The 24,149-nt window shown below is 63.7% G+C and carries 26 protein-coding genes; 24 read left to right on the forward strand and 2 right to left on the reverse strand.

Features of this window, described 5'->3' with window-relative positions:
* Positions 1-73 precede the first annotated feature (73 nt).
* Positions 74-853 (reverse strand): GntR family transcriptional regulator, encoded by a 780-nt coding sequence (locus tag C380_RS15895; RefSeq protein ID WP_081033948.1) that lies wholly within the window; start codon positions 851-853, stop codon positions 74-76.
* Positions 854-1,192: 339 nt separating this feature from the next.
* Positions 1,193-2,158 (reverse strand): IS5-like element ISPsp3 family transposase, encoded by a 966-nt coding sequence (locus C380_RS15900; RefSeq protein WP_015014857.1) that lies wholly within the window; start codon positions 2,156-2,158, stop codon positions 1,193-1,195.
* Positions 2,159-2,669: 511 nt separating this feature from the next.
* On the opposite strand from C380_RS15900, the gene todJ reads away from it, so the two are divergent.
* The 24 genes from todJ (at position 2,670) to trbL (ending at position 24,149) form a co-directional block, all read left to right on the forward strand.
* Positions 2,670-3,476 carry a toluene degradation hydratase TodJ gene (gene todJ, locus C380_RS15905; protein ID WP_015014858.1) on the forward strand — a complete coding sequence of 269 codons (807 nt, stop codon included), beginning with the start codon at positions 2,670-2,672 and terminating at the stop codon, positions 3,474-3,476.
* Between the two features lie 2 nt (positions 3,477-3,478).
* On the forward strand, positions 3,479-4,429 hold the full coding sequence (locus C380_RS15910; RefSeq protein WP_015014859.1) for an acetaldehyde dehydrogenase (acetylating): 951 nt from the start codon (positions 3,479-3,481) through the stop codon (positions 4,427-4,429).
* Positions 4,430-4,439: 10 nt separating this feature from the next.
* Positions 4,440-5,498 carry a 4-hydroxy-2-oxovalerate aldolase gene (gene dmpG / locus C380_RS15915; RefSeq protein ID WP_015014860.1) on the forward strand — a complete coding sequence of 353 codons (1,059 nt, stop codon included), beginning with the start codon at positions 4,440-4,442 and terminating at the stop codon, positions 5,496-5,498.
* Between the two features lie 18 nt (positions 5,499-5,516).
* Positions 5,517-5,927, forward strand: coding sequence for a BphX family protein (locus C380_RS15920; RefSeq protein ID WP_015014861.1), 411 nt, complete (start codon positions 5,517-5,519; stop codon positions 5,925-5,927).
* Between the two features lie 59 nt (positions 5,928-5,986).
* A complete protein-coding gene (locus C380_RS15925) occupies positions 5,987-7,363 on the forward strand; it encodes an SRPBCC family protein (protein WP_015014862.1) in 1,377 nt (458 codons plus the stop codon).
* Between the two features lie 170 nt (positions 7,364-7,533).
* Positions 7,534-8,115: an aromatic-ring-hydroxylating dioxygenase subunit beta gene (locus C380_RS15930; protein WP_015014863.1), complete on the forward strand. Its 582-nt coding sequence runs from the start codon at positions 7,534-7,536 to the stop codon at positions 8,113-8,115.
* Positions 8,116-8,132: 17 nt separating this feature from the next.
* Positions 8,133-8,462 (forward strand): non-heme iron oxygenase ferredoxin subunit, encoded by a 330-nt coding sequence (locus C380_RS15935; RefSeq protein ID WP_015014864.1) that lies wholly within the window; start codon positions 8,133-8,135, stop codon positions 8,460-8,462.
* Between the two features lie 18 nt (positions 8,463-8,480).
* Complete coding sequence (bphB, locus tag C380_RS15940; protein WP_015014865.1) at positions 8,481-9,311, forward strand: cis-2,3-dihydrobiphenyl-2,3-diol dehydrogenase; 831 nt, start codon at positions 8,481-8,483, stop codon at positions 9,309-9,311.
* A gap of 14 nt (positions 9,312-9,325) precedes the next feature.
* Complete coding sequence (gene bphC / locus C380_RS15945; protein ID WP_015014866.1) at positions 9,326-10,207, forward strand: biphenyl-2,3-diol 1,2-dioxygenase; 882 nt, start codon at positions 9,326-9,328, stop codon at positions 10,205-10,207.
* Between the two features lie 36 nt (positions 10,208-10,243).
* Positions 10,244-11,104, forward strand: coding sequence for a 2-hydroxy-6-oxo-6-phenylhexa-2,4-dienoate hydrolase (bphD, locus tag C380_RS15950; protein WP_015014867.1), 861 nt, complete (start codon positions 10,244-10,246; stop codon positions 11,102-11,104).
* A 127-nt stretch (positions 11,105-11,231) separates the two neighbouring features.
* A complete protein-coding gene (locus C380_RS25600) occupies positions 11,232-11,546 on the forward strand; it encodes a hypothetical protein (protein WP_238544030.1) in 315 nt (104 codons plus the stop codon).
* Positions 11,486-11,890, forward strand: a complete 405-nt coding sequence (locus C380_RS25605; RefSeq protein ID WP_083871620.1) for an OmpW family protein — start codon at positions 11,486-11,488, stop codon at positions 11,888-11,890. The genes C380_RS25600 and C380_RS25605 overlap by 61 nt, the downstream gene beginning before the upstream one ends.
* Before the next feature lie 164 nt (positions 11,891-12,054).
* The gene (locus C380_RS15960; RefSeq protein WP_043565528.1) at positions 12,055-13,281 is read left to right on the forward strand and encodes an NAD(P)/FAD-dependent oxidoreductase; all 1,227 of its coding nucleotides are present in this window, start codon (positions 12,055-12,057) and stop codon (positions 13,279-13,281) included.
* Positions 13,282-13,574: 293 nt separating this feature from the next.
* Positions 13,575-14,519, forward strand: a complete 945-nt coding sequence (locus tag C380_RS15965) for a LysR family transcriptional regulator (protein ID WP_015014870.1) — start codon at positions 13,575-13,577, stop codon at positions 14,517-14,519.
* Positions 14,516-14,794 (forward strand): EexN family lipoprotein, encoded by a 279-nt coding sequence (locus C380_RS15970; protein WP_015014871.1) that lies wholly within the window; start codon positions 14,516-14,518, stop codon positions 14,792-14,794. Before C380_RS15965 ends, C380_RS15970 begins: the two co-directional genes overlap by 4 nt.
* A gap of 235 nt (positions 14,795-15,029) precedes the next feature.
* Entirely contained in the window at positions 15,030-17,057 is a 2,028-nt protein-coding gene (locus C380_RS15975; RefSeq protein WP_015014872.1) for a conjugal transfer protein TraG, read from the forward strand.
* The gene (locus C380_RS15980) at positions 17,054-17,530 is read left to right on the forward strand and encodes a ribbon-helix-helix protein, CopG family (RefSeq protein WP_015014873.1); all 477 of its coding nucleotides are present in this window, start codon (positions 17,054-17,056) and stop codon (positions 17,528-17,530) included. Before C380_RS15975 ends, C380_RS15980 begins: the two co-directional genes overlap by 4 nt.
* A complete protein-coding gene (trbB, locus tag C380_RS15985) occupies positions 17,527-18,594 on the forward strand; it encodes a P-type conjugative transfer ATPase TrbB (RefSeq protein WP_015014874.1) in 1,068 nt (355 codons plus the stop codon). Before C380_RS15980 ends, trbB begins: the two co-directional genes overlap by 4 nt.
* The gene (locus C380_RS15990) at positions 18,591-18,974 is read left to right on the forward strand and encodes a TrbC/VirB2 family protein (RefSeq protein ID WP_013721751.1); all 384 of its coding nucleotides are present in this window, start codon (positions 18,591-18,593) and stop codon (positions 18,972-18,974) included. Before trbB ends, C380_RS15990 begins: the two co-directional genes overlap by 4 nt.
* Positions 18,971-19,243, forward strand: a complete 273-nt coding sequence (locus C380_RS15995; protein WP_013721750.1) for a VirB3 family type IV secretion system protein — start codon at positions 18,971-18,973, stop codon at positions 19,241-19,243. Before C380_RS15990 ends, C380_RS15995 begins: the two co-directional genes overlap by 4 nt.
* A gap of 15 nt (positions 19,244-19,258) precedes the next feature.
* A complete protein-coding gene (gene trbE / locus C380_RS16000) occupies positions 19,259-21,712 on the forward strand; it encodes a conjugal transfer protein TrbE (protein ID WP_015014875.1) in 2,454 nt (817 codons plus the stop codon).
* Entirely contained in the window at positions 21,709-22,434 is a 726-nt protein-coding gene (gene trbJ / locus C380_RS16005) for a P-type conjugative transfer protein TrbJ (protein ID WP_013721748.1), read from the forward strand. Before trbE ends, trbJ begins: the two co-directional genes overlap by 4 nt.
* 12 nt (positions 22,435-22,446) lie before the next feature.
* On the forward strand, positions 22,447-22,767 hold the full coding sequence (locus C380_RS16010) for a hypothetical protein (RefSeq protein WP_013721747.1): 321 nt from the start codon (positions 22,447-22,449) through the stop codon (positions 22,765-22,767).
* A complete protein-coding gene (gene trbL / locus C380_RS16015; protein ID WP_015014876.1) occupies positions 22,764-24,149 on the forward strand; it encodes a P-type conjugative transfer protein TrbL in 1,386 nt (461 codons plus the stop codon). The genes C380_RS16010 and trbL overlap by 4 nt, the downstream gene beginning before the upstream one ends.

The following is a 24,149-nucleotide window of genomic DNA, read 5'->3' on the forward strand; positions in this document are numbered from 1 at the left end:
AGCTTTGGGTCCACCACCGAGGCGGTGAAGTCGAAGCCCATTAGGTCCCGGTGCATGGGGAAACGGGTCGAGGTCAGACCTTCCTCAGCAATCCATTTGCTCGAATCACATTCGCGGAGCGGCGAATATGCTGCGAGAGGGCCGAAACCGCCCGATCTACATCACGGGCCATCGCCGCGTCGAAGATTGTCTTGTGCTCCTCGTGCACTTCGGCAGGAAGTGGGCCTTGCGTGCCGGACAACCTGCGGTAGCGCTCAGAGTTTCGAAGCAGGATTTCTCTGAAGTTCGCGAGCCATTTGGACGGAGAGGCGGCCATGAGTGCGTTGTGGAACTCCAAGTTCCTCGCTTCCCACGCGTCGAAGGCCTCTGCCGGATTGGCCTCGACTCGTTCCTGCGCCCTCGTCAGTCGACGGAAACTGGTGACGAGTTGGTCTTCCCAGCCGTCCCCACCGAGGTTGATGCTTTCGACGAGGGCGGCGCTTTCCAACATGATGCGCGCACTCGTCAGGTCATCAAGATCGCAAAGCGACATTGGGGCCACCCTGAACCCCTTCTGTCCTTCAGCGACGACCAGACGGTCTCCAATCAGGCGCGTCAATGCTTCCCGCAGAGTGCTGCCGCTGACGCCCAGCGATGACTTGAGCGTCTCGAGGTGGAGCCTAGAGCTCTGTGGGTAGCTTCCCCTCAAGATTGCGTCACGGAGGGTTGCATAGGTGGATTCGATGGCGGTTACGGCTTTCTTCTCTTTCGGCCCGACATTGAATTCTGCCAGTGCCCCTTCGGGCAGTCTTGCTGACTCAATCAATCGAGGCAGAACTGCTTGATCTTGCTTTGTCATGGTCTTCGGTTTCATTGTTTGGTTGTAGACAGCATTGTGCGATCAAGGACTGACGTGACAGCCCGGTCCGCGTGACGCCGCTGGCCGCAGGCCCGCTCCACGTGCTCACCATAGTGTTGCATGCTCGTGCTGCAGGGCCAACGTAGCCCGCACCGGTGCGGAGCCGCGGCAACCGTCACACATCGTTGCACATCTAAGGATGGTGTTCAAAACACGTTTGGCCCCAGCCGATAGCGGGCGGGTTGCCACGACATGAAACAGCGCGGCCTGGAATCGGCGAATTCGACCCAGTTTCTGCGTTTTCACAGGCCATTTTCCGTTCGGCGGCGGCCCTTCGGCTGCTTGCGGACGCACTCACGCCTGCAGCCCTTGCAACAGTCGGCGTCGCACCATCCAAAGATTGCTCAGTGCAAACAGCGTGTGCAACTGTGCCGTGTTTTTGGCCAGTCCCCGATAGCGCACTTTCATGTGGCCGAACTGCCGTTTGATGACCCGAAACGGGTGTTCCACCTTGGCCCGGATTCGGGCCTTGACGTGTTCAAGCTGGTCGAGCACGGCGCCCATGGGACTGTTCTTGTCCATCGCGCGGCGCTTGCCCGGACGCATGGCCACATGCCAGTTGGCATCGATGCCTTGGACTTCTTCGCGCTTGGTCACGCCCTGGTAGCCGGCGTCAGCGAACACATCCGTTTCTTCGCCATGGACCAACGCACTGGCCTGTGTCACGTCGTTGACGTTGGCTGCTGTACCGACCACGGTGTGCACCAGTCCCGAGTCAGCGTCCACGCCGATGTGCGCTTTCATGCCGAAATGCCACTGGTTGCCCTTCTTGGTCTGGTGCATCTCGGGATCACGCTTGCCATCCTGGTTCTTGGTCGAACTGGGCGCAGCAATCAAGGTGGCGTCCACCACCGTGCCTTGTCTGAGCATCAAGCCTTTGTCGGCCAGGGTGGCGTTGACCACGGCCAGCATCTGCGGGGCCAACTGGTGTTCTTCGAGCAGGTGGCGAAAGCGCAGGATGCTGACCCGGTCAGGGATGCGCTCGGCGCTGGAGAGTCCCGCGAACTCGCGGTACAGCGTGGTCTCGAACAGGGCTTCTTCCATGGCCAGGTCACTCAGGCCGAACCACTGTTGCAAGAAATGAATGCGCAACATCGTCACCAGCTCAAACGGCGGGCGTCCGGTCTTGGCGCGAGGTACATGCGGCGCAATCAACGACAGCAACTCCGTCCACGGCACCACCAGGTTCATCTCGTCGAGGAACACGGTTTTGCGAGTACGCCGCGTGCTCAGGTTCAGGCCGAGGTCTTGTTGGGTCATGACGCCATTGTTCGTGTCGTAACTCGCTCACGCCATCCGGGCTTGACCGGAGTTTTGAACACCATCCCTAACGCGGTCGTCGTTGAGAGGTGCATCAATGTGTCAGCCCGGCGCAAGTGCGCGGAGTGAAGTGAGTGAAACATAGGGTTTTCACGAGTGTTTAAAAATTATGGCATGCATATAATCTATTTTATATAAAAATAACGTTATTTAAAATCAATGGCAACAATATGTTCAAAAAAAGATTGTTCGCGCAGGGGCAATCATGCGCCTTCGGTGCTCATCCATGCAATCACTTGGCGGTGTTCGGCAACAGTCCCTTTTCCCTGATGCGGTCGTGCGCAACGACCGCATCAGTATCTGGGGACACAAGTTTTTGGGTGCCTGCATGAGCGATCAGCCAAGCAGGGGCCAGGCTGACCTTCGCTTGCACACGCATATGCATGCGATCACAACCGACGGGCAGTGCGCACGGAAATCGCAGAAACCATGAACCAAGGAGAAATCTCGAATGAGCAAACCAGATACGGTTTCGACCAGCGCGGCAAGTAAAGCTGCCGACTTGTTGTATGAGGCCGCCCACACCAGGGTGGCCGTGGCGCCGGTACGTAACCTGATCGGCGAGAAGGATCTTGATGTGGCCTACGCGGTGCAGGAGATAAATACCGTGCGGGCGCTGACGGCGGGACGACGCCTGTCGGGCCGCAAGATCGGGCTGACCTCCGTGACCGTCCAAAAGCAGCTCGGGGTTGGGCAGCCGGACTACGGCATGCTGTTCGCTGACATGGCACGTACCGAGGGTGAAGAGGTCTCCCTCAAGGATGTGCTTCAGCCCAAGGTCGAGGCCGAGATAGCCTTTGTATTCGGCCGTGACCTTGAAGGCGATCAATTGACGGTGGCAGATCTCTTTCGCGCCATCGAGTTCGCGGTTCCCGCGATCGAGATCGTGGGATCGCGGATAGCCAACTGGGATATCCATATCACCGACACCATTGCCGATAACGCCTCGTCGGGCCTGTACGTGCTGGGCTCCACGCCGAAACGGCTGTGCGATTTCGATGCGCGTCAGGCGGGCATGGTGATGGAGCGGCAAGGTGTGCCGGTGTCTTCCGGCGTGGGTTCGGCCTGCCTGGGTTCGCCGCTCAACGCAACGCTCTGGCTGGCGAAGGTCATGGCTCGGGCCGGTCGTCCGCTGCGTGCTGGCGACACTGTGCTCTCCGGTGCGCTGGGGCCAATGGTGCCCGTGGCTGGAGGCGACGTATTCGATGTGCGCATCGCCGGACTTGGTTCGGTAACCGCAGTCTTCGCGAAGGAATGACAATGACCCGCAAACTCAAGGCTGCCATCATCGGTAGCGGCAACATCGGTACCGACCTGATGATCAAGATCATCAGGCACGGCCGATTCATCGAAATGGGCGCCATGGTCGGAATCGACCCAGCCTCCGACGGCCTAGCGCGCGCGCAGCGCTTGGGCGTCGCCACCACCCACGAGGGTGCTGAAGGCCTGACGCGACTGCCGGTATTCGCCGACATTGACATCGTGTTCGACGCCACCAGTGCGGGCGCGCACGTAAAGAATGATGCCCTGCTGCGCCATCACAAACCCGCGATGCGCGTGATCGACCTCACGCCCGCGGCCATCGGCCCCTACTGTATCCCGGTGGTCAACGGCGAAGACCACCTGGACGCGCTGAACGTGAACATGGTCACCTGCGGTGGCCAGGCCACCATTCCCATGGTGGCGGCCGTCTCGCGCGTGGCCAAGGTGCAGTACGGCGAAATCGTCGCCAGCATCTCCAGCAAGAGCGCCGGCCCGGGCACGCGCGCCAACATCGACGAGTTCACCGAAACCACCTCCAAGGCCATCGAAGTGGTGGGCGGCGCCGCCAAGGGCAAGGCCATCATCGTCCTGAACCCGGCCGAGCCGCCGCTGATCATGCGTGACACGGTCTACACCCTGAGCGATTTCGCCGACACCGCCAAGATCGAGGACTCGGTGCAGCGCATGGCCGCCGCAGTGCAGGCTTATGTGCCCGGCTACCGCCTGAAGCAGCGTGTGCAGTTTGACCGCATCGAGGCCGACCGGCCGATCCGCATCCCTGGCGTGGGCGATCGGCTCACCGGGCTGAAGACCTCGGTCTTCCTGGAGGTCGAGGGTGCCGCCCACTACCTGCCAGCCTACGCCGGCAACTTGGACATCATGACCAGCGCCGCGCTGCGCACCGCCGAGAAGATGGCCGAGCGCCTGCTCGCTACCCTGACCGCCTGAGGATGCCCCCATGACGACAAAGAAAATCTACATTTCTGATGTGACGCTGCGCGACGGCAGCCACGCCATCCGCCACCAGTACAGCGTGGAACAGGTCAGGACCATCGCGAAAGAGTTGGACGAAGCCAAGGTCGATTCCATTGAGGTCGCCCATGGCGACGGCCTGCAGGGCTCCAGCTTCAACTACGGCTTCGGCGCCCACACCGACTTGGAGTGGATCGAGGCGGTGGCCAGCGTGGTCAAGCACGCGAAGATCGCCACCCTGCTGCTGCCGGGCATAGGCACCATCCACGACCTGAAGGCGGCCTACGACGCCGGCGCGCGCATCGTGCGCGTGGCCACGCACTGCACCGAGGCGGACATCTCCAAACAGCACATCGAATACGCCCGCCACCTGGGCATGGAGGCGGTCGGCTTTCTGATGATGAGCCACATGAGCACGCCGCAAGGCCTGGCCCAGCAGGCCAAGCTGATGGAAAGCTACGGAGCCACCTGCTGCTACGTGGTAGATTCCGGCGGCGCCTTGAGCATGGATGACGTGCGGATGCGGTTTCGAGCCTTCAAGGACGTGCTCAAGCCCGAAACCGAAACCGGCATCCACGCCCACCACAACCTCAGCCTTGGCGTGGCCAACAGCATCGTGGCAATCGAGGAAGGCTGTGACCGCGTCGACGCCAGCTTGGCTGGCATGGGCGCTGGTGCAGGCAACGCGCCGCTGGAGGTGTTCATCGCCGCAGCCGAGCGCATGGGCTGGCACCACGGCACCGAGTTGTACAAGCTGATGGATGCGGCCGATGACATCGTGCGGCCGTTGCAGGATCGCCCCGTGCGCGTGGACCGCGAGACGCTGGCGCTGGGCTACGCCGGCGTGTACAGCAGCTTCCTGCGCCATTCGGAGGCGGCGGCACAGAAGTACGGACTGAAGACCATGGACATCTTGGTCGAACTGGGGAGACGCCGCATGGTCGGCGGCCAGGAAGACATGATCGTCGATGTCGCTCTTGACCTGCTCAAGTCGCTGGAACATGAGCGCATCCATGCCCAGCCGGTTTCCAGCGAAGCGGGATGACATCCTCAAGGAGCACGCATGAAGCAAGGACGCATCTTTCTGTGGGCGCTGGGTCTTTTTTACCTGGCGAACCTGCTGGGCACGCTGCCGTTTGCCTCGGCCTCGCTGTTCAGCCAGATGTACCCAGGCTTCGTGCCTGACGCGGCCACGCCCGGCTTTCGGTTGCTCAGCGACGCCTGGGCCGTTGTGGGCCTGCAGCTGGGCGCCATCGGCATCGTGGCCTTGTGGGGTGCGCGCGATCCGCTGCGCTACCTGGCGGTGTTCGACATCGTCATTGCCACCGAGGTGGTTGATGGCTTGTGGGACTTTTACAGCATCACCTGGAGCCACCTGGCCACGGCATTCGGGTTGACGACTTTGGTGATCCACCCTGTGTGGATCGTTTGGGCGCTGTACGCCAGGCGTGCAGTGTTGAAGTCGGCTCGGTGAGTACGCGCACTCGCCGGGCCTTTTAATGTTGGCAGTTTGGGTACTAGGAGACATGCATCATGGGTATATATTCGGAACGCGAAGTGCAAGCCGTGCCAATGACGTTCAAGCGTCGCTGGACGGATGAAGCCATCCGCGCACTGGTCGATCAAGACAAGGGTTTGATCGACCCGCGCATCTACGCAGACCAGGATCTCTACGAGATCGAACTCGAGCGCATCTTTGCACGCTCCTGGCTGCTGCTGGGGCATGAAGCCCACATCCCCAAGACCGGGGACTACCTGACCACCTACATGGGCGAAGACCCTGTGATCATGGTGCGCCAGAAAGACGGCAGCATCAAAGTCTTCCTGAACCAGTGCCGCCACCGTGGCATGCGCATTTGCCGATCCGATGCGGGCAATGCCAAGGCCTTCACCTGCACTTACCACGGCTGGGCGTATGACATTGCCGGTAACCTGGTCAATGTGCCCTACGAAAAAGAGGCTTTCTGTGACAAAAAAGAAGGCGATTGCGGCTTCGACAAGGCCGACTGGGGACCGCTGCAGGCGCGCGTGGAAACCTACAAGGGTCTGATCTTCGCGAACTGGGACGCCGAGGCCCCTGATCTCAAGACTTACCTGAGCGACGCCATGCCCTACATGGACGTGATGCTCGACCGCACCGAAGCCGGCACCACCGTCGTCGGCGGCATGCAAAAGTGGGTCATCCCCTGCAACTGGAAGTTCGCCGCCGAGCAGTTCTGCAGCGACATGTACCACGCAGGCACGATGGCGCACCTGTCGGGCGTTTTGTCCAGCCTGCCGCCCGAGATGGACCTGACGCAAGTGCAAATGTCCAAAAATGGCTCGCAGTTCCGGGCGGCCTGGGGTGGCCATGGCAGTGGCTGGTTCATCAACGACGCAGCTATCCTGATGGCCGTGATGGGCCCCAAGATCACGCAATACTGGACGCAGGGGCCCGCTGCCGAGAAGGCCGCCAAGCGCCTGAACCAGATGCCGACGCAAACCATGTTCGGCCAGCACATGACGGTGTTTCCGACCTGCTCCTTCCTGCCGGGCATCAACACCATTCGCAGCTGGCACCCGCGTGGCCCCAATGAGGTGGAAGTGTGGGCCTTCGTGGTCGTCGATGCCGATGCGCCCGAGGACATCAAGGAAGAGTTCCGCCGCCAGAACATCCGCACCTTCAACGCCGGCGGCACTTTCGAGCAGGACGACGGCGAGAACTGGGTCGAAATCCAGCGCGGGCTGCGCGGCCACAAGGCCAAGAGCGCGCCCCTGTGCGCACAAATGGGCCTGAACGTACCCAACAAGAGCAACCCGGATTTCCCCGGCAAGACCGCCTATGTCTATGCCGAAGAAGCCGCGCGGGGCATGTACCACCACTGGGCGCGCATGATGTCGGAGCCGAACTGGGAGACGCTCAAGCCCTGAGTTCTCATGGCTTCGAGACCAACTCTCAGCCTTTTCACGCTGTTTGGCCAAAAACAAGCAGCATCGTTTTGACTCCCCGCAGGCGCCCCTGCGCTCCAGGCATTCATCATCCAGATTGCATGGATGCCTTGAGCAGCGCCTGCACCCCAATCCATTCAAGGAGATATGGCATGACCGCTGTCGCCATGGCCCAGAAAACGGCCGAATTGATCCAGGAATTTGCCTGGCCCGCCCAGCCCGTGAGCCCGCAACTGCAACACGAAGTCGAGCAGTTTTATTACCGCGAAGCCCAGTTGCTGGACCACCACAACTACAACGCCTGGTTCGACCTACTCGAACAGGACATCCACTACTGGATGCCCATCCGCACCACGCGCATCAAGCGTGAAAACGACAAGGAATACATCCCAGCGGGCGCCAACGCCCACTTCGACGAAAACCATGAAACCATGCGTGGCCGCATCCGCCAGCGCACTTCCGAACTGAACTGGGCCGAAGACCCGCTGTCGCGCACGCGGCATATCGTCTCGAACGTGATCGTGCGCGAGACCGACACACCCGCCACACTCGAAGTGGCCTCGGCCTTTTTGGTCTATCGCAACCGCCTCGAGCGGCAAGTGGACATTTTTGCCGGCGAACGCCGTGACGTGCTGCGCCGCGCCAACAATGGCCTGGGCTTCAAAATTGCACGCCGCACCATCCTGATCGACCAGAGCACGATTCTGGCCAACAACCTCAGCGTGTTTTTCTAAGCGGAGGAACCAGCACGATGACGTTTACCAAAGCCTGCAGCGTGGACGAGGTTCCACCCGGAGAAGCCTTGCAAGTCAGCCATGACGCGCAAAAGGTGGCGATTTTCAATGTCGATGGGGAATTTTTTGCCACACAGGACCAGTGCACCCACGGAGAGTGGTCGCTGTCCGAAGGTGGCTACCTCGACGGCGATGTCGTGGAATGCTCCCTGCACATGGGAAAGTTTTGTGTGCGCACAGGCAAGGTCAAGTCGCCCCCGCCCTGCGAGCCTTTGAAGGTTTACCCGATTCGCATCGAGGGGCGGGACGTGCTGGTCGATTTTTCTGCAGCCGCGCTGCATGCCTGAAACCCAAGCGAGAACAACATGCAACTCAACAATGAAGTAGCCCTGGTCACCGGCGGTGGCTCGGGCCTGGGCCGGGCCATCGTGGACCGGTTCGTGGCCGAAGGCGCGCGCGTGGCCGTGCTCGACAAATCGGCCGCCAGGCTCCAGGAACTCCAGGCCGCGCACGGCGCCAAAGTGCTGGGCATCGAAGGTGACGTGCGCGTGCTGGCCGACCACCAGAAGGCCGCGCGCGAATGCGTGGCCGCCTTTGGCAAGATCGACTGCCTGATCCCCAACGCGGGCATCTGGGATTATTCGATGCCGCTCGTGGACATCCCTGACGACAGGATCGACGCCGCCTTCGACGAGGTCTTCCACATCAACGTCAAGGGCTATCTGCTTGCCGTCAAGGCCTGCCTGCCCGCGCTGGTGCAAAGCCGCGGCAGCGTGGTCTTCACGATCTCGAACGCGGGCTTCTACCCGAACGGCGGCGGCCCGCTCTATACAGGGGCCAAACATGCCGTGGTGGGCATGGTGCGCGAACTCGCCTACGAACTTGCGCCACACGTGCGCGTCAATGGCGTGGCGCCCGGCGGCATGAGCACTGACCTGCGCGGCCCGGCCTCGCTGGGCATGGCCAACCAGGCCATTTCGAGCGTGCCGCTGGGTGAAATGCTGACCTCTGTGCTTCCCGTGGGGCGCATGCCTGTGGCAGCGGAATACACCGGAGCCTACGTGTTCTTTGCCACGCGCGGCGACACCTTCCCCACGACAGGCGCGTTGCTCAACCACGATGGTGGCATGGGCGTGCGCGGCTTTTTCGAGGCTGCCGGGGGCAAAGACCTGCCGCAGAAACTGCGGCTTTCATAACCAAGGAGAAGACAATGAGTATCGAACGTTTGGGCTACCTCGGCTTCGCCGTCAAGGATGTACCCGCCTGGGACCACTTTCTGACCAAGAGCGTGGGTTTGATGGCTGCGGGTTCGGCTGGCGACGCTGCGCTGTACCGGGCCGATCAGCGTGCCTGGCGCATCGCCGTGCAGCCGGGCGAACTCGACGACCTGGCCTACGCAGGCTTGGAAGTGGATGACGCCGCCGCGCTCGAGCGCATGGCCGACAAGCTGCGCCAGGCAGGGGTGGCCTTCACCCGCGGTGACGAAGCGCTCATGCAGCAGCGCAAGGTCATGGGCCTGCTGTGTCTGCAAGATCCGTTCGGCCTGCCGCTCGAGATTTACTACGGCCCGGCAGAAATCTTTCATGAGCCCTTCCTGCCTAGCGCCCCCGTGTCGGGCTTCGTCACGGGCGACCAGGGCATCGGGCACTTCGTGCGCTGCGTGCCCGACACGGCGAAGGCGATGGCTTTCTACACCGAGGTGCTTGGCTTTGTGCTGTCGGACATCATTGACATCCAGATGGGGCCGGAAACGAGCGTGCCCGCGCACTTTCTGCACTGCAATGGCCGTCACCACACGATCGCCCTGGCTGCTTTCCCGATCCCGAAGCGCATCCACCACTTCATGCTGCAAGCCAACACCATCGACGATGTGGGCTACGCCTTCGATCGGCTGGACGCCGCCGGGCGCATCACCTCCCTGCTCGGGCGCCACACCAACGACCAGACGCTCTCCTTCTATGCCGACACGCCGTCGCCCATGATCGAGGTCGAGTTCGGCTGGGGGCCGCGCACAGTGGATTCCTCCTGGACGGTGGCGCGACACAGCCGCACGGCCATGTGGGGTCACAAGTCGGTACGCGGCCAGCGCTGAGCCGCGTCATTTATTTAACTTTTTCAGGACATTACCATGTCAGAACTCAACGAAAGCTCGACGAGCAAATTTGTCACCATCAACGAGAAGGGCCTCTCCAACTTCCGCATTCACCTCAACGATGCAGGCCAGGGCGAAGCGGTCATCATGCTGCACGGCGGAGGCCCGGGCGCGGGGGGCTGGAGCAACTATTACCGCAACATCGGCCCCTTCGTCGAGGCTGGCTACCGCGTGCTCCTCCCGGACGCACCGGGCTTCAACAAGTCCGACACCGTCGTGATGGACGAACAGCGCGGCCTGGTCAATGCGCGCTCGGTCAAGGGCATGATGGACGTGCTCGGCATCGAAAAAGCGCACCTCGTGGGCAACTCGATGGGCGGTGCAGGCGCGCTGAACTTTGCTCTGGAATACCCTGAGCGCACCGGCAAACTCATCCTCATGGGGCCGGGCGGATTGGGCAACAGCTTGTTCACCGCCATGCCCATGGAAGGCATCAAGCTGCTGTTCAAGCTTTACGCCGAGCCCTCGCTCGAAACGCTCAAGCAGATGCTCAACGTATTCCTGTTCGACCAGAGCGTGATCACCGACGAGCTGCTGCAAGGACGCTGGGCCAACATCCAGCGCAACCCCGAGCACCTGAAGAACTTCATCCTGAGCGCACAAAAAGTGCCGCTCTCGGCTTGGGACGTGTCGGCGCGTCTGGGCGAGATCAAGGCCAAGACCCTGGTCACCTGGGGGCGCGACGACCGCTTCGTGCCGCTGGACCATGGCCTCAAGCTGATCGCGAACATGCAGGATGCGCAGCTGCACGTCTTCCCGCGCTGCGGCCATTGGGCGCAGTGGGAGCACGCGGACGCCTTCAACCGGCTGACGCTGGACTTCCTGGCCAACGGCTGAGCGCCGTTTCCACTTTTCCCGCAGAGCAAACCAGTAGGCCACCTCCCCACAGGGGGAGGCGCGGCCCTGCTTTTCCATAAAACCGGCCTCTTGGTCCATTTCTTTAAAAAAACGCGAGGAGACTCCCATGAAACCCTTTTCCCGCACCCTGCTACCGCTGGCCTGCGTTGCGTTGTTTGGCAGTGCCCATGCCCAAACCACACCTAACGTCCAAACTTCGCCCTGGTCGCTGGCTGTGGGCGCCGTGCATTTAGGCTTCAACACCAAGGCCGACCTGTATGCCGGTGGGCCCGTCCCTGGTGCTGGTGTAGACGCCAGCAGCGACACCATAGCGGGCCTGGAAATCGCCTATTCCTTTAACCCTAACTGGACACGGCTCGGCTGGACCTCGGCACACCCGTCAAGACAAATCTTTCCGGCACGGGCAACCTCGGGGCTCTAGGGCGTCTCGGTGGCGTGAAGGGCGGGCCGGCAATTCTGACACTCACCTATTCGCCTGGCATGTGGGGGCCAATCCGCCCATTCTTTGGCGGCGGCATGACCTACCTCAAGGTATTCAGCACCAGCAACGGTGCTCTGCAGAACCTCAAGGTGGACGACAACTTTGGCGGCGCCTTCATCGTCGGCGCCGACTGGCCTTTGGCTGACGGCTACAGCCTCACCTTCACGCTGCAGAAACTTTACCTCAAGACCACTGCCAGCGGCACCATGGGCGGCCAACCGGTCACGGCCAACGTGCGACTGGACCCGCTGGTAAGCTTCCTCGCCGTGCGCAAGCAATTCTGATTCTGGTCCGGAGAGCGATTTTTGTTGCGCCGCAACGCTTGCAGCTCGATGCTCCGCTGCAAGCGTTCGGCGCAAAGCGACAAACATGCAAAGTGATGCGTTAGTGCTATTTGCTGCTGAATTGGGCAGCCCTTTTTTCCATTGAGTCGTCGAGTAACCTCACTATGTCACAAGAAGCATTGAAAGCCCCCGTTGTAGTTCTCGGTGCAGGCTTGGCCTCCGTCTCCTTTGTGGCCGAACTGCGCCAGGCGGGCTACCAGGGGCTGATCACCGTAGTCGGCGATGAGGCCGAGCGACCTTACGACCGCCCGCCCTTGTCTAAGGACTTCATGGCCCATGGCGACGCCGAGAAGATCCGCCTTGACTGCAAGCGCGCGCCTGAGGTCGAATGGCTGCTGGGCGTCACGGCGCAGTCGTTCGATCCGCAGGCACACACGGTGGCGCTGTCGGACGGGCGCACCCTTCCCTATGGCACGCTGGTGCTGGCCACGGGTGCAGCGCCGCGCGCGCTACCGACCTTGCAGGGCGCCACCATGCCGGTACATACGCTGCGCACGCTGGAAGATGCGCGGCGCATCCAGGCCGGGCTGCGCCCGCAGTCGCGACTTTTGATCGTAGGCGGCGGTGTGATCGGGCTCGAACTCGCCGCCACGGCGCGCACTGCTGGTGTCCACGTGAGCCTTGTCGAAACTCAGCCGCGCCTCATGAGCCGCGCTGCACCGGCCACGCTGGCCGACTTCGTCGCGCGCTACCACGCGGCGCAAGGGGTCGATCTGCGCTTTGAGCGCAGCGTCACGGGCTCTGTCGATGGCGTGGTGCTGCTCGACGATGGCACGCGCATCGCGGCCGACATGGTGGTTGTGGGCATAGGCGTGTTGGCCAACGACGCGCTTGCGCGCGCAGCCGGGCTGGCCTGCGACGACGGCATCTTCGTCGATGCCTATGGGCGTACCACCTGTCCCGACGTCTATGCTCTTGGCGACGTAACGCGCCAGCGCAACCCTCTAAGCGGGCGTTTCGAGCGGATCGAAACCTGGTCGAACGCGCAGAACCAGGGCATCGCGGTGGCGCGCCACTTGGTCGATCCAACCGCGCCTGGATATGCCGAGTTGCCGTGGTATTGGTCCGACCAGGGTGCGCTGCGCATCCAGGTGGCGGGGCTTGCGAGCGGCGACGAGGAAATCGTGCGTGGCGAAGTCTCACTCGACGCCCCCAAGTTCACGCTCATCGAGCTGCAAAAGGGCCGCATTGTGGGCGCGACCTGCGTGAACAACGCGCGCGACTTCGCACCGCTGCGGCGCCTGCTCGCGGTCGGCGCCAAGCCCGACCGCGCCGCGCTCGCCGACCCGGCCACCGACTTGCGCAAGCTCGCTGCCGCCGTTGCCGCGTGAGTGCCTGCGTATGACGCGCGCATAGCTCAGAGAAAGGCCGTGCCCCTGCACGGCACGGCTCGGTGTGTCAAGAATGCGCATGCCCCGCAGTCGTAGTCGCAACCTCGTGTGTCCATGCGCGCATTGATAGTTGGCGATTTCAGTGGGGATCCGAACGGATCGAAAGGTGGGGCCAGATGGAGGACGGAGTGGCTGGTGGCAGTGCTCCGACAAAAGTTCGTGACCGGGTACGCGAGCAGGTGGTGTATCTCTGCCGCCGCCATTCCGTGTACCCCCAAACGGGAGCTCGATGCATGGAACTGCGACACCTGCGATACTTTTTGGCTGTTGCCGAAGAACTTCATTTCGCACGTGCGGCCGAGCGGCTGCATATCGAGCAGTCACCGTTGTCGCGAGCCATCAAAGAGCTTGAAGAAGAGCTGGGCGTGGTGCTATTTGCGCGCACCACGCGTAGCACGCGACTGACCTGTGCCGGCAAGCTGTTTTTGGAGCACGTGCGCCGAGTTTTTGCGGCCCTTGAACAAGCCCGTGAGAGCGTGAAAGCTGCGGCCAATGGCTTTCATGGCCAACTGCGCGTGGCCTTATCCGACGGCATTACGCCGTCGCGCCTTCCCGCTTTGCTTGCCCTCTGCCGACAAGAAGAACCCGAGGTCGAAATCCGCTTCTTCGAGGTGCCGCTGTCGCAGCAGATCAAGGGTCTGCATGACGATCTGTACGACGTGGGATTTGCGCAGTCCGAAGACGTAGGTGATGGCATCGTCACCATACCCGCCTGGAGCGATGCGCTCATGGTGGCGGTGCCCGCGCGACATACGTTGCTTGCCCAAAAGCGCATTTCCCTGGAAGAACTGCTGCGCTATCCCTTGGTGCTGTCTGATCCGCAAGTCTGCGAGGGCCATTCAAGACATGTGGAGCGCGTCTTGCGTCGCTTGGACATGGAGCCATTGGTTGCCGAGCGCGTAGCTTCCTGCGACCTCATGATGGTGTTGGTGTCGGCTGGGTATGCACTCGGCTTGGCAGGCGCTTCGCATATTGCCGCCAGCCGAGAATCGGGCGTGGTGGCCCGCCCGCTGGCATCGCGAGTGCCGCCACTGACGACCTACCTGCTGCACCTTGAGGGCGATCCATCTGATGAACTGGCGAGGTTTATTGAGCGAGTGCAGGCCATCGACTCACCTGAAACCCCCAGGCCCATGCGGGGCCACAACCCTGATCCCCCGCAGGAGCTGATGCAATGAAAATAAGCATCCTGCCCTTGCTGGTGGCCGCATTGACCGCATGCGGCCAATCCGAGACAGCCCAGAAAGCCGCCGACCCGGAGGCAAAAATCCCGACGGTGGAAGAACTGGCAGCCAACCCAGAACGACTCAAGGAACTGCGGCATCAATGCAAGACCGACCGCTCCAAGCTGGGCGACGTGCTGTGCAACCGGGCCGCCGAAGCCACACGCAAGCGGTTCTATGGCGATGGTCAAACGCCATACACACCACCGAAAGAATCGCCCAAGTTCTGATCGTTGGCAGCTCGCCTCATCGACTTCATTTTCTGCCCGACACACAGCAACGCGCCTGCGCTTGCGGCGTTTTTCTTTGGCTCGCCGCCGCACTAATTCTTTCTCTTTCCTCGACCTTTCTGCTCAAAACGGTCTTTGACCGGCACTGACGGGGCACCGATCCTGAGGCATGCGGCACGCATTTGTGCCGCTCCTTCCAAGAGGAAGCAGCGCAGGAGAAATCGGAGGCCAGGTCATGCAAGGGACGAACGTGCTGTTCGGGCAGATCGCCGTCGTGGTCGGCATCGTGATCGCCGGCGTGTGGGGCGCCACACAATGGACAGCTTCCGCCCTTGGCTATCAGCTACGCCTTGGCTTGCCCTGGTTCGATCTCCTTGGCACGCCGATCTACCACCCTTGGCGGCTGTTCGAGTGGTGGTTCTTCTTTGATGCCTACGCGCCGCGTGTCTTCGACACGGGCGGAGCCATCGCGGGCGGCAGCGGCTTGCTGGCGGTGGCGGTCGCCATCGGCATGTCGATCTGGCGATCGCGCCAATCGCGTTTGGTCACGACCTACGGCTCGGCCCGCTGGGCGAACGCGCAGGACATTCGCAAGGCGGGCCTCACGCAACCGGCCGGCGTGTTCCTCGGCCAGCACGACCGCCAGTACCTGCGACATGAAGGGCCGGAACACGTCCTGACCTTCGCGCCCACGCGCTCGGGCAAGGGTGTGGGCCTGGTGGTGCCCACCTTGTTGAGCTGGCCTGCCTCTGCGGTCATCCATGACATCAAGGGCGAGAACTGGCAGATCACCGCAGGCTGGCGCTCGCGCTTCTCGCATTGCTTGCTGTTCAACCCCACCGATGCGAAGTCGGCGGCCTACAACCCGCTGCTGGAGGTACGGCGCTGCGCGCATGAAGTGCGCGACGTGCAAAACATCGCGGACATTCTGGTTGATCCCGAAGGTGCGCTTGAGAAGCGTAACCACTGGGAAAAAACTTCGCATGCGCTGCTGGTCGGCGCCATCCTGCATGTGCTCTATGCCGGCGAGGACAAGACGCTGCGCGGCGTCGCCAATTTTCTGTCCGATCCGGTCAGCCCATTCGAGCTGACCTTGCACCGGATGATGACGACGAAGCACCTGGGTGATGCACCACACCCGGTTGTCGCATCCGCTGCGCGTGAAGTGCTCAACAAGTCGGACAACGAACGCTCAGGCGTGTTGAGCACCGCCATGTCGTTCCTCGGCCTGTACCGCGACCCCACGGTGGCCGAAGTCACCTCGCGTTGCGACTGGCGTATCGCCGACCTGATCGCATCCGAGCATCCGGTGTCGCTGTATCTGGTGGTGCCGCCGTCGGACATTTCGCGGACGAAGCCGCTCATCCGCCTGATCCTCAACCAGATTGGCCGGCGGCTGACTGAATCGCTCGACGGCAGTGACGGCATTGAGCGCCGCTACAAGCTGCTGCTGATGCTCGACGAGTTCCCAGCCCTGGGTCGGCTCGACTTCTTCGAGACAGCCTTGGCCTTCATGGCGGGCTACGGCATCCGCAGCTTCCTTATCGCCCAATCGCTCAACCAGATCGACAAAGCCTACGGCCAGAACCATTCGATTCTGGATAACTGCCATGTCCGCGTGACGTTCGCCACCAACGACGAACGCACTGCGAAACGGATCTCCGAAACGCTTGGCACCGCCACTGAACTGCGCGCGCAACGCAACTATGCCGGGCACAGATTGGCACCGTGGCTGGGGCACCTCATGGTGTCGCGGCAGGAAACGGCCCGCCCGCTACTGACGCCCGGTGAAGTGATGCAGCTTCCGAATGACGAAGCCGTGGTGATGGTGTCCAGCGTGGCACCGATCAAGGCCAAGAAGCTGCGCTACTACGCCGACGCGAATTTCAAGAACCGCGTTTTGCCGCCGCCCGCGCTCGCGGCCGGGCCAATCACAGGACGTTATGCCGATGCGCCACCGACCCGGTCTGACGACTGGAGCGGCCTAGCAATTCCCGCCGTTCCCACTGCGCCGACCAGTGCCGCAGCCAATGGCTTGGGCGGCACCGCCGATGACGGCGGCCCGCGCCGCCAGCCGGAGCTATCCGAAGTCACCGAATACAGCTCCGAGCCGCAACCCGCCGGCAATGACCTGGCGCTGCTCGATGACGACGACGACCTGCCGCTGCCTGGTTTTGCGTCTCTCACCGGCCAGCTCGACCCGGCCATGCAGCGCACGGCCCGGCTGGCTTCCCTCGACCCCAACGACGGAATCGACCTATGAGCCAGTACCGCCTCAATCTGTTCATCCAGCCCGAGCACGCCAAGCGCCTCGAAGAACTGGCCGCCAAGAAAGGCGTGTCCAAGTCATCCATCGTCGCGGCGGCGCTCGCATCGTGGCTGTCGCCCGATGCCGGCGACCAGCGTGAGGCGGCGATTGCGAAGCGTCTGGATCGCCTGTCGCGCCAGGCCGAACGCCTGGAGCGCGACCAGAACATCCAGATCGAAACGCTGGCGCTGTTCATCCGCTACTTCCTGACCGTCAGCACGCCGGTTCCCGAAGCCCATCAGGACGCAGCCCGCGCCCAGGGCAAGGCTCGTTTCGAGCAGTTCGTCGAACAGTTGGGTCGGCACCTGTTGCGCGGCCGAAGCCTGGTGCGCGACGTGGTGGAAGAACTACACCCCGACCCGGTGCGGATGGATGACGCAGCGGCGCTGGCCGAAGCCCACGAACGAACTGGGGAGCGTGCCCTATGAGCGCCATTCCGCAGACCCCGCCCGAACGCTCATCCACCGCGGCTTCGCTGGATCGCCGAATCCAGATGCTGCGCACGGCAATGGGACCAGTCATCGCCGCCGCGCTGGCCGACCCGGACGTGGTGGAAATCATGCTCAACCCCGACCGCACCCTATGGGTGGATCGGCTGTCCTCGGGCCGCATGCCGCTGGGAGTGGAACTGTCCGAAGACGATGGCGAACGCATCATCCGACTGGTGGCCGCGCACGTCGGCGCGGAGGTGCATCGCGGCCGACCGTTGCTGACCGCCGAGCTGCCCGAAACCGGCGAGCGGTTCGAGGGCATCTTGCCGCCGGCTGCGCCTGGCCCGGCCTTCGCGCTGCGCAAGCGCGCCGTGAGCATCATCGGCCTGGATCGCTACGTCGCCGACGGCATCCTGACCACAGGCCAAGCGGACTTCCTGCGCCGCGCCGTGCGCGAGCGCCAGAACATCCTGATCGCCGGGGCGACGAGCAGCGGTAAGACCACACTCGCCAATGCCTTGCTTGCGGAGATCGCTGCCACCGGCGACCGCGTGCTGGTGCTCGAAGACACCATTGAGCTGCAATGCGCGGCCCGCGACCATGTGCCGCTGCGCACCCGCGCGGGCGTGGTGTCGATGACCGAGCTGGTGCGCGCCACGATGCGCCTGCGCCCCGACCGCGTGATCGTCGGCGAAGTGCGCGGCGGCGAAGCCCTGGACTTGGTGAAGGTGTGGGGCACCGGCCATCCGGGCGGCATTTCCACCATCCATGCCGGTTCCGCGCTGGGCGCGCTGCTGCGCCTGGAGCAACTGATTCTCGAAGTGGCGGTGAACCCGCCGCGTGCGCTGATCGCCGAGGCGGTCAACGTGGTGATCCACATCGCCGGGCGCGGGCGCAAGCGCCGCATCGAGAGCATCGCCCGCGTCGTCGGCTTCGACGGCGTGGGCTACCAACTGGCGGACGCGCTGGAAACGCCGTTTCCCGAGCTGCCGCCACTTCCCGATGCCGCACCCGCTGCGGCGACTTCCCCATCCCCTCACTCACTTGGAGAACTGCCATGACGCAGATGTACGTTCCTGCTTTCCGTTTTTCTGCAAATCCGGCTTTGCGTCTTGCGCGGCTGCGCTGCCTGGCCCGCCCTGCGGGGCAAGGGCTGCTGCTGGCCGCGCTGCTGCTGTTCCTGGCCGGAACCGCGCAGGCCGCCGGTTCCTCGATGCCGTGGGAAGGCCCCTTGCAGTCGATCTTGGAGTCGATTCAAGGGCCGGTGGCGCGCATCGTCGCGGTCATCATCATCATCGCCACGGGCCTCGCGCTCGCCTTCGGCGACACGTCCGGCGGATTCCGCAAGCTGATCCAGATCGTCTTCGGTCTGTCCATCGCCTTCGCGGCTTCGAGCTTCTTCCTGTCGTTCTTCAGCTTCTCCGGCGGGGCCGTCGTATGAGTGCCCCCGACACCTTCGCGGACGGCTTCGAGGTACCGCTGCATCGCTCGCTGACCGAGCCGATTCTGCTGGGCGGTGCGCCGCGAACCGTGGCGATCGCCAACGGCACGCTGGCCGCCGCTGTCGGCCTGGGCCTGCAACTGTGGATTCCCGGCGTGGTGTTCTGGATCGTCGGCCATTCGCTGGCGGTGTGGGGTGCGCGCGTCGATCCGCAGTTCATGGCCGTGTTCGCCCGGCACATCAGGCACCGCCCGCTGCTGGACGTGTGAGGGGAGGACGCCGCGATGCTGAACCTCGCCGAATACCGCCAGCGGCCGGCCTTGCTTGCCGACTGGCTGCCCTGGGCCGGACTGGTCGCGCCGGGCGTCGTCTTGAACAAGGACGGCAGTTTCCAGCGCACGGCCCGGTTTCGCGGGCCTGACCTCGACAGCGCGACGCAAGGCGAGCTGATCGCCACGTCGGCACGGTTGAACAACGCGCTGCGCCGCATGGGATCGGGCTGGGCGCTGTTCATCGAAGCCGAGCGTCGGCCTGCGGCCGATTATCCGCACTCGGAGTTTCCCGAGCCGCTTTCCTGGGTGGTGGAGGAAGAACGCCGGGCCGCCTTCGAGGAATCGGGCAATCACTTCGAGAGCGGCTATCACCTGACGCTGCTTTACCTGCCGCCGGAAGAATCCCGCGCCCGTGCAGCCAAGATGCTCTACGAGAACACGCCGACGAATGGCGTGGACTGGCGCGAGCGGCTGCAAGCCTTCGTCGCGGAAACGGATCGCGTCTTTGACCTGCTCGACGGCGTGATGCCGGAGATTGACTGGCTCGATGACGCGCAGACGCTGACCTACCTGCACGCGACCATCTCGACGCGGCGCTATCGCGTCGGCGTGCCCGAAGTGCCGTTCCACATCGACGCGCTGCTGACCGACTCGCCGCTGGTCGGTGGCCTGGCGCCCATGCTGGGCGACCAGCACCTGCGCGTGGTGTCGGTGCGGGGCTTCCCGACCTCGACCTGGCCGGGGATTCTGGACGACCTCAACCGCCTGGGCTTTGCGTACCGCTGGAGCACGCGCTTTCTCTGCCTCGACAAAGCCGAGGCGGAAAGAGAACTCGCCCGCCTGCGCCGCCAGTGGTTCGCCAAGCGCAAGAACGTCATCGCGCTGCTACGCGAAACGATCTTCCAGCAGGAAAGCCCGCTGGTCGATACCGACGCCAACAACAAGGCCGCCGACGCCGATGCTGCCTTGCAGGAGCTGGGCAGCGATCAAGTCGCCTTCGGCTACCTGACGGCGACCGTCACCGTCATGGACGCGGACGCCGCCGTGGCCGACGAGAAGCTGCGCATGGTGGAGCGCGTCATACAGGGTCGGGGCTTCGTCACCATCCCCGAAACGCTCAACGCCGTGGATGCGTGGCTGTCCTCGCTCCCCGGCAATGCTTACGCCAACGTGCGCCAGCCCATCGTCTCGACGCTGAATCTGGCGCACATGATGCCGGTGTCGGCGGTATGGGCCGGCCAGGAGCGCAACGATCATTTGGACGGCCCACCGTTGATCGTGACACGTACCGATGGCGCTACGCCGTTCCGGCTGGTGACGCACATCGGCGACGTGGGCCACACGCTGGTCGCAGGCCCGACCGGCATGGGCAAGTCGGTCTTGCTCGCCACGCTGGCGATGCAGTTCCGCCGCTATCGCGGCTCGCGCATCTTCGCCTTCGACATGGGCCGTTCCATGCGGGCCGCCATCCTCGGCCTGGGCGGCGAGCACTACGACCTGGGCACGGATGGCGAAATCGCCTTCCAGCCGCTCGCGCGCATCGACAGTGAGGGCTACCGCACCTGGGCCGCCGAATGGATCGAAGGCCGCTTGCTGCACGAAGGCGTGGCAGTCGGCCCCGACGAGAAGGCGGCTATCTGGTCGGCGCTGGGAAGTCTCGCCGGTGCGCCGGTGGAGCAGCGCACGATGACGGGACTTTCCGTGCTGCTGCAATCGAACACGCTGCGGCAGGCGCTTTCGCCCTATGTGCTGGGTGGCGCCCACGGCAAGCTGCTGGACGCCGACCACGACCGGCTGGGCATGGCCGACGTGCAGTGCTTCGAGATGGAGGAACTGATGCACAGCAAGGCCGCCGTCATGGCCGTGCTGCCTTACCTCTTTGCGCGTTTCGATGAACGCTTCGACGGGGCGCCCACGCTGCTGATCCTCGATGAAGCGTGGCTGTTCCTCGATGACCCGGTGTTCGCGGCGCGCATCCGGCAGTGGCTCAAGACGCTCAGGAAAAAGAACGTCAGCGTCATCTTCGCCACTCAGAGCCTTGCCGACATCAAGGATTCGAGCATCGCGCCCGCGATCATCGAGAGCTGTGCGAGTCGGATTTTCTTGCCCAACCCGCAGGCGACAGAGCCGCAGATTCGCACGATCTACGAGGGCTTCGGCCTCAACAGGCGGCAGATCGAAATCGTCGCCACCGCGCAGCCCAAGCGTGACTACTACTACCAATCCCGCCTCGGCAACCGCCTGTTCGACCTCGACCTGGGGCCGGCGGCCCTGGCCTTCGCGGGCGCGTCCACGCCGCAAGACCAGCGCGACATAGGCCGCGTGCTGCTGGACGCCGGCGTGCCCGGCTTCGCGGGCGCTTGGCTGCGCCATCGCGGCCTCGATTGGGCGGCCGACCTGCTGCCCTCGTTCCCCGGCCTCGCGCCGGGTTCCCTCGCTGACCAACCCCTGGAGAACCTGTCATGAAAAAGCGCCTTATCGCCGCCGCCATTGCGGCCATGCTTTGCACTGCCACCGCCCATGCGCAATGGGTCGTGGTCGATCCCACGAACCTCGTGCAGAACACGCTGACCGCGATCCGCACGCTGGAGCAGATCAACAACCAGATCCAGCAGCTTCAGAACGAAGCGCAGATGCTGATGAACCAGGCGCGCAACCTCGCCAGCCTGCCGTCCAGCGTGGTCGGCCAGTTGCGCGCGAATCTGGCAACGACCGAGCGGCTGATCGCCCAGGCCCGAGGCTTGGCCTACGACGTGACGAATCTGGATCGGGAGTTCGCGCGCCTGTATCCCGAGCAGTACGCCGCCACCGTCAGCGGCGACCAGATGTACCGCGACGCGCAGGAGCGTTGGCGGAACACGCTCAACGGCTTGCAGACCACGATGCAGATGCAGGCGCAGGTGTCGCAGAACCTGGGCGAAGACGAAAGCGTGCTGGCCGACCTCGTGGGCAAGAGCCAGTCGGCCGAAGGGGCGCTCCAAGCCATGCAGGCCATGAACCAGTTGCTCGCCTTGCAGGCCAAGCAGTCGATCCAGTCGCAGCGGCTCCAGATCACGCAGGATCGCGCTGCCGCGCTGGAGCTGGCGCGGCAGGCGGCGGCCACCGAGCGCGCGCGCGAAGTACGGCGGCGGTTCATGGGCGATGGCACGCCGTACACGCCGCAGCGCGTGGATTTCTACGGCAACTGACGGGAGGCCGCCATGCGATGCGTCCTCGTCCTGTGTGCCGCGCTGCTGGCCGCTTGCGGCGAGCAGCCGGCCGACCACCTTGCCGATGCCCTGGCCGCTGATCCCGTGCGGCTCAAGGCATTGCGCGCGCAATGCGCGGCCGACCGGCAGGCCACGGGCGAGGACGCTTGCCGCGCCGCCGCCGAAGCCTTCCGGCGGCGCTTCTTCTCCGGCCAAGCCGGGCCGGATGAATACCAGACCTTGGCCGAGCTGCCACCGATCCCGCCGAGTTTTGATGAGCCGGCCGATGGCGTGGCGCCGGTCGTTCCTGCCGAACCGGAGGACACGCCATGAATGACGTGACCATCATCGACCAATTCCTCAACACCTTTGCTGCCTACATCGACTCGGGTTTCGGGCTGCTGCGGGGCGAAGTGGCGTTCCTCACGGCCACGCTGATCGTCATCGACATGACGATCGCCGGCCTGTATTGGGCCATGAGCCACGCCACCGGCCAGGGCGAGGACGTGATCGCCAAGCTGCTGCGCAAGGTGCTGTACGTCGGCGCCTTCGCCTACATCATCAACAACTTCAACTGGCTGGCGAGCATCGTCTTCCGCTCGTTCGCGGGATTGGGCATCACCGCCACCGGCTCTGCCATCACGATGGAGAACTTCTTGCAGCCGGGCCGGCTGGCGAAAACCGGCCTTGACGCGGGCGGGCCGATCTTCCTCCAGCTCGACGACATGATGGGATTTCCCGAGGTGTTCTTGAACCTCGATGCCATCTTGGTGTTGTTCCTCGCCTGGCTGGTCGTGGTGCTCTGCTTCTTCGTGCTGGCGATCCAGCTATTCATCACGCTGATCGAGTTCAAGCTGACCACGCTCGCGGGCTTCGTGCTGGTGCCGTTCGCGCTTTGGAACAAGACCTCGTTCCTGGCCGAAAAGGTCTTGGGCAACGTGGTGGCCTCCGGCGTCAAGGTGCTGGTGCTGGCCGTGATCGTCGGTATCGGCTCGGGCCTGTTCACTCAGTTCCAAGTCCATCCCGATGAGCCGTCGCTCGACCACGCACTGGTCATCATGCTGGCCTCGCTCACCTTGCTGGCGCTGGGGATCTTCGGCCCTGGCATCGCCACGGGCCTTGTGTCCGGTGCGCCGCAGCTCGGCGCGGGTGCGATGGCAGGCGCTGCCATCGGCGCAGCCGGGACGGCGGTGGCTGTTGGTGCTGCCGCGACGGGCGTAGGCGGTGCCGTGGCCGCTGGCGCGCGCATGGCACCGGCTGCCGCCAAGCTGGCCGGCGCTGGTGCGCGTGCGGCCACGTCGGCGGCTGGCAGTGCGAAATCGGCGTTCCAGGCCGGCTCCGCCGCCGCTGGCGGCGGCGCAAAGGGCGCGATGGCGGGCTTGGGCAACGTCGCCAAGACCGGCGCGCAGTCCGCCGGACGTGCGGCTGCATCCCGTGCATCCGCTGCCGGGCAACGCATGGCCGCTCCCTTCCGCGCTGGCTGGAACGGCGCTGCCGCCGATGGCGGCGCGGGCGCGGCATCCGGTCAGGGTGCCGCAGGCGAGGCCGCATCCGGCGCCGCTACGGCGCAGACACAGGAACAGCCCGCTTGGGCCAAGCGCCTGCATCGCCGCCAGCAACTCACCCACGCCGCGACCACCACCGCCCACGCGCTGCGCGGTGGCGATGGCGGCGGCTCCGGCCAGGGGCCGAGCCTGCGCGATTCCGATTCATAA

The sequence above is a fragment of the Acidovorax sp. KKS102 genome, from assembly GCF_000302535.1.
Taxonomy (GTDB): Bacteria; Pseudomonadota; Gammaproteobacteria; order Burkholderiales; family Burkholderiaceae_C; genus Acidovorax.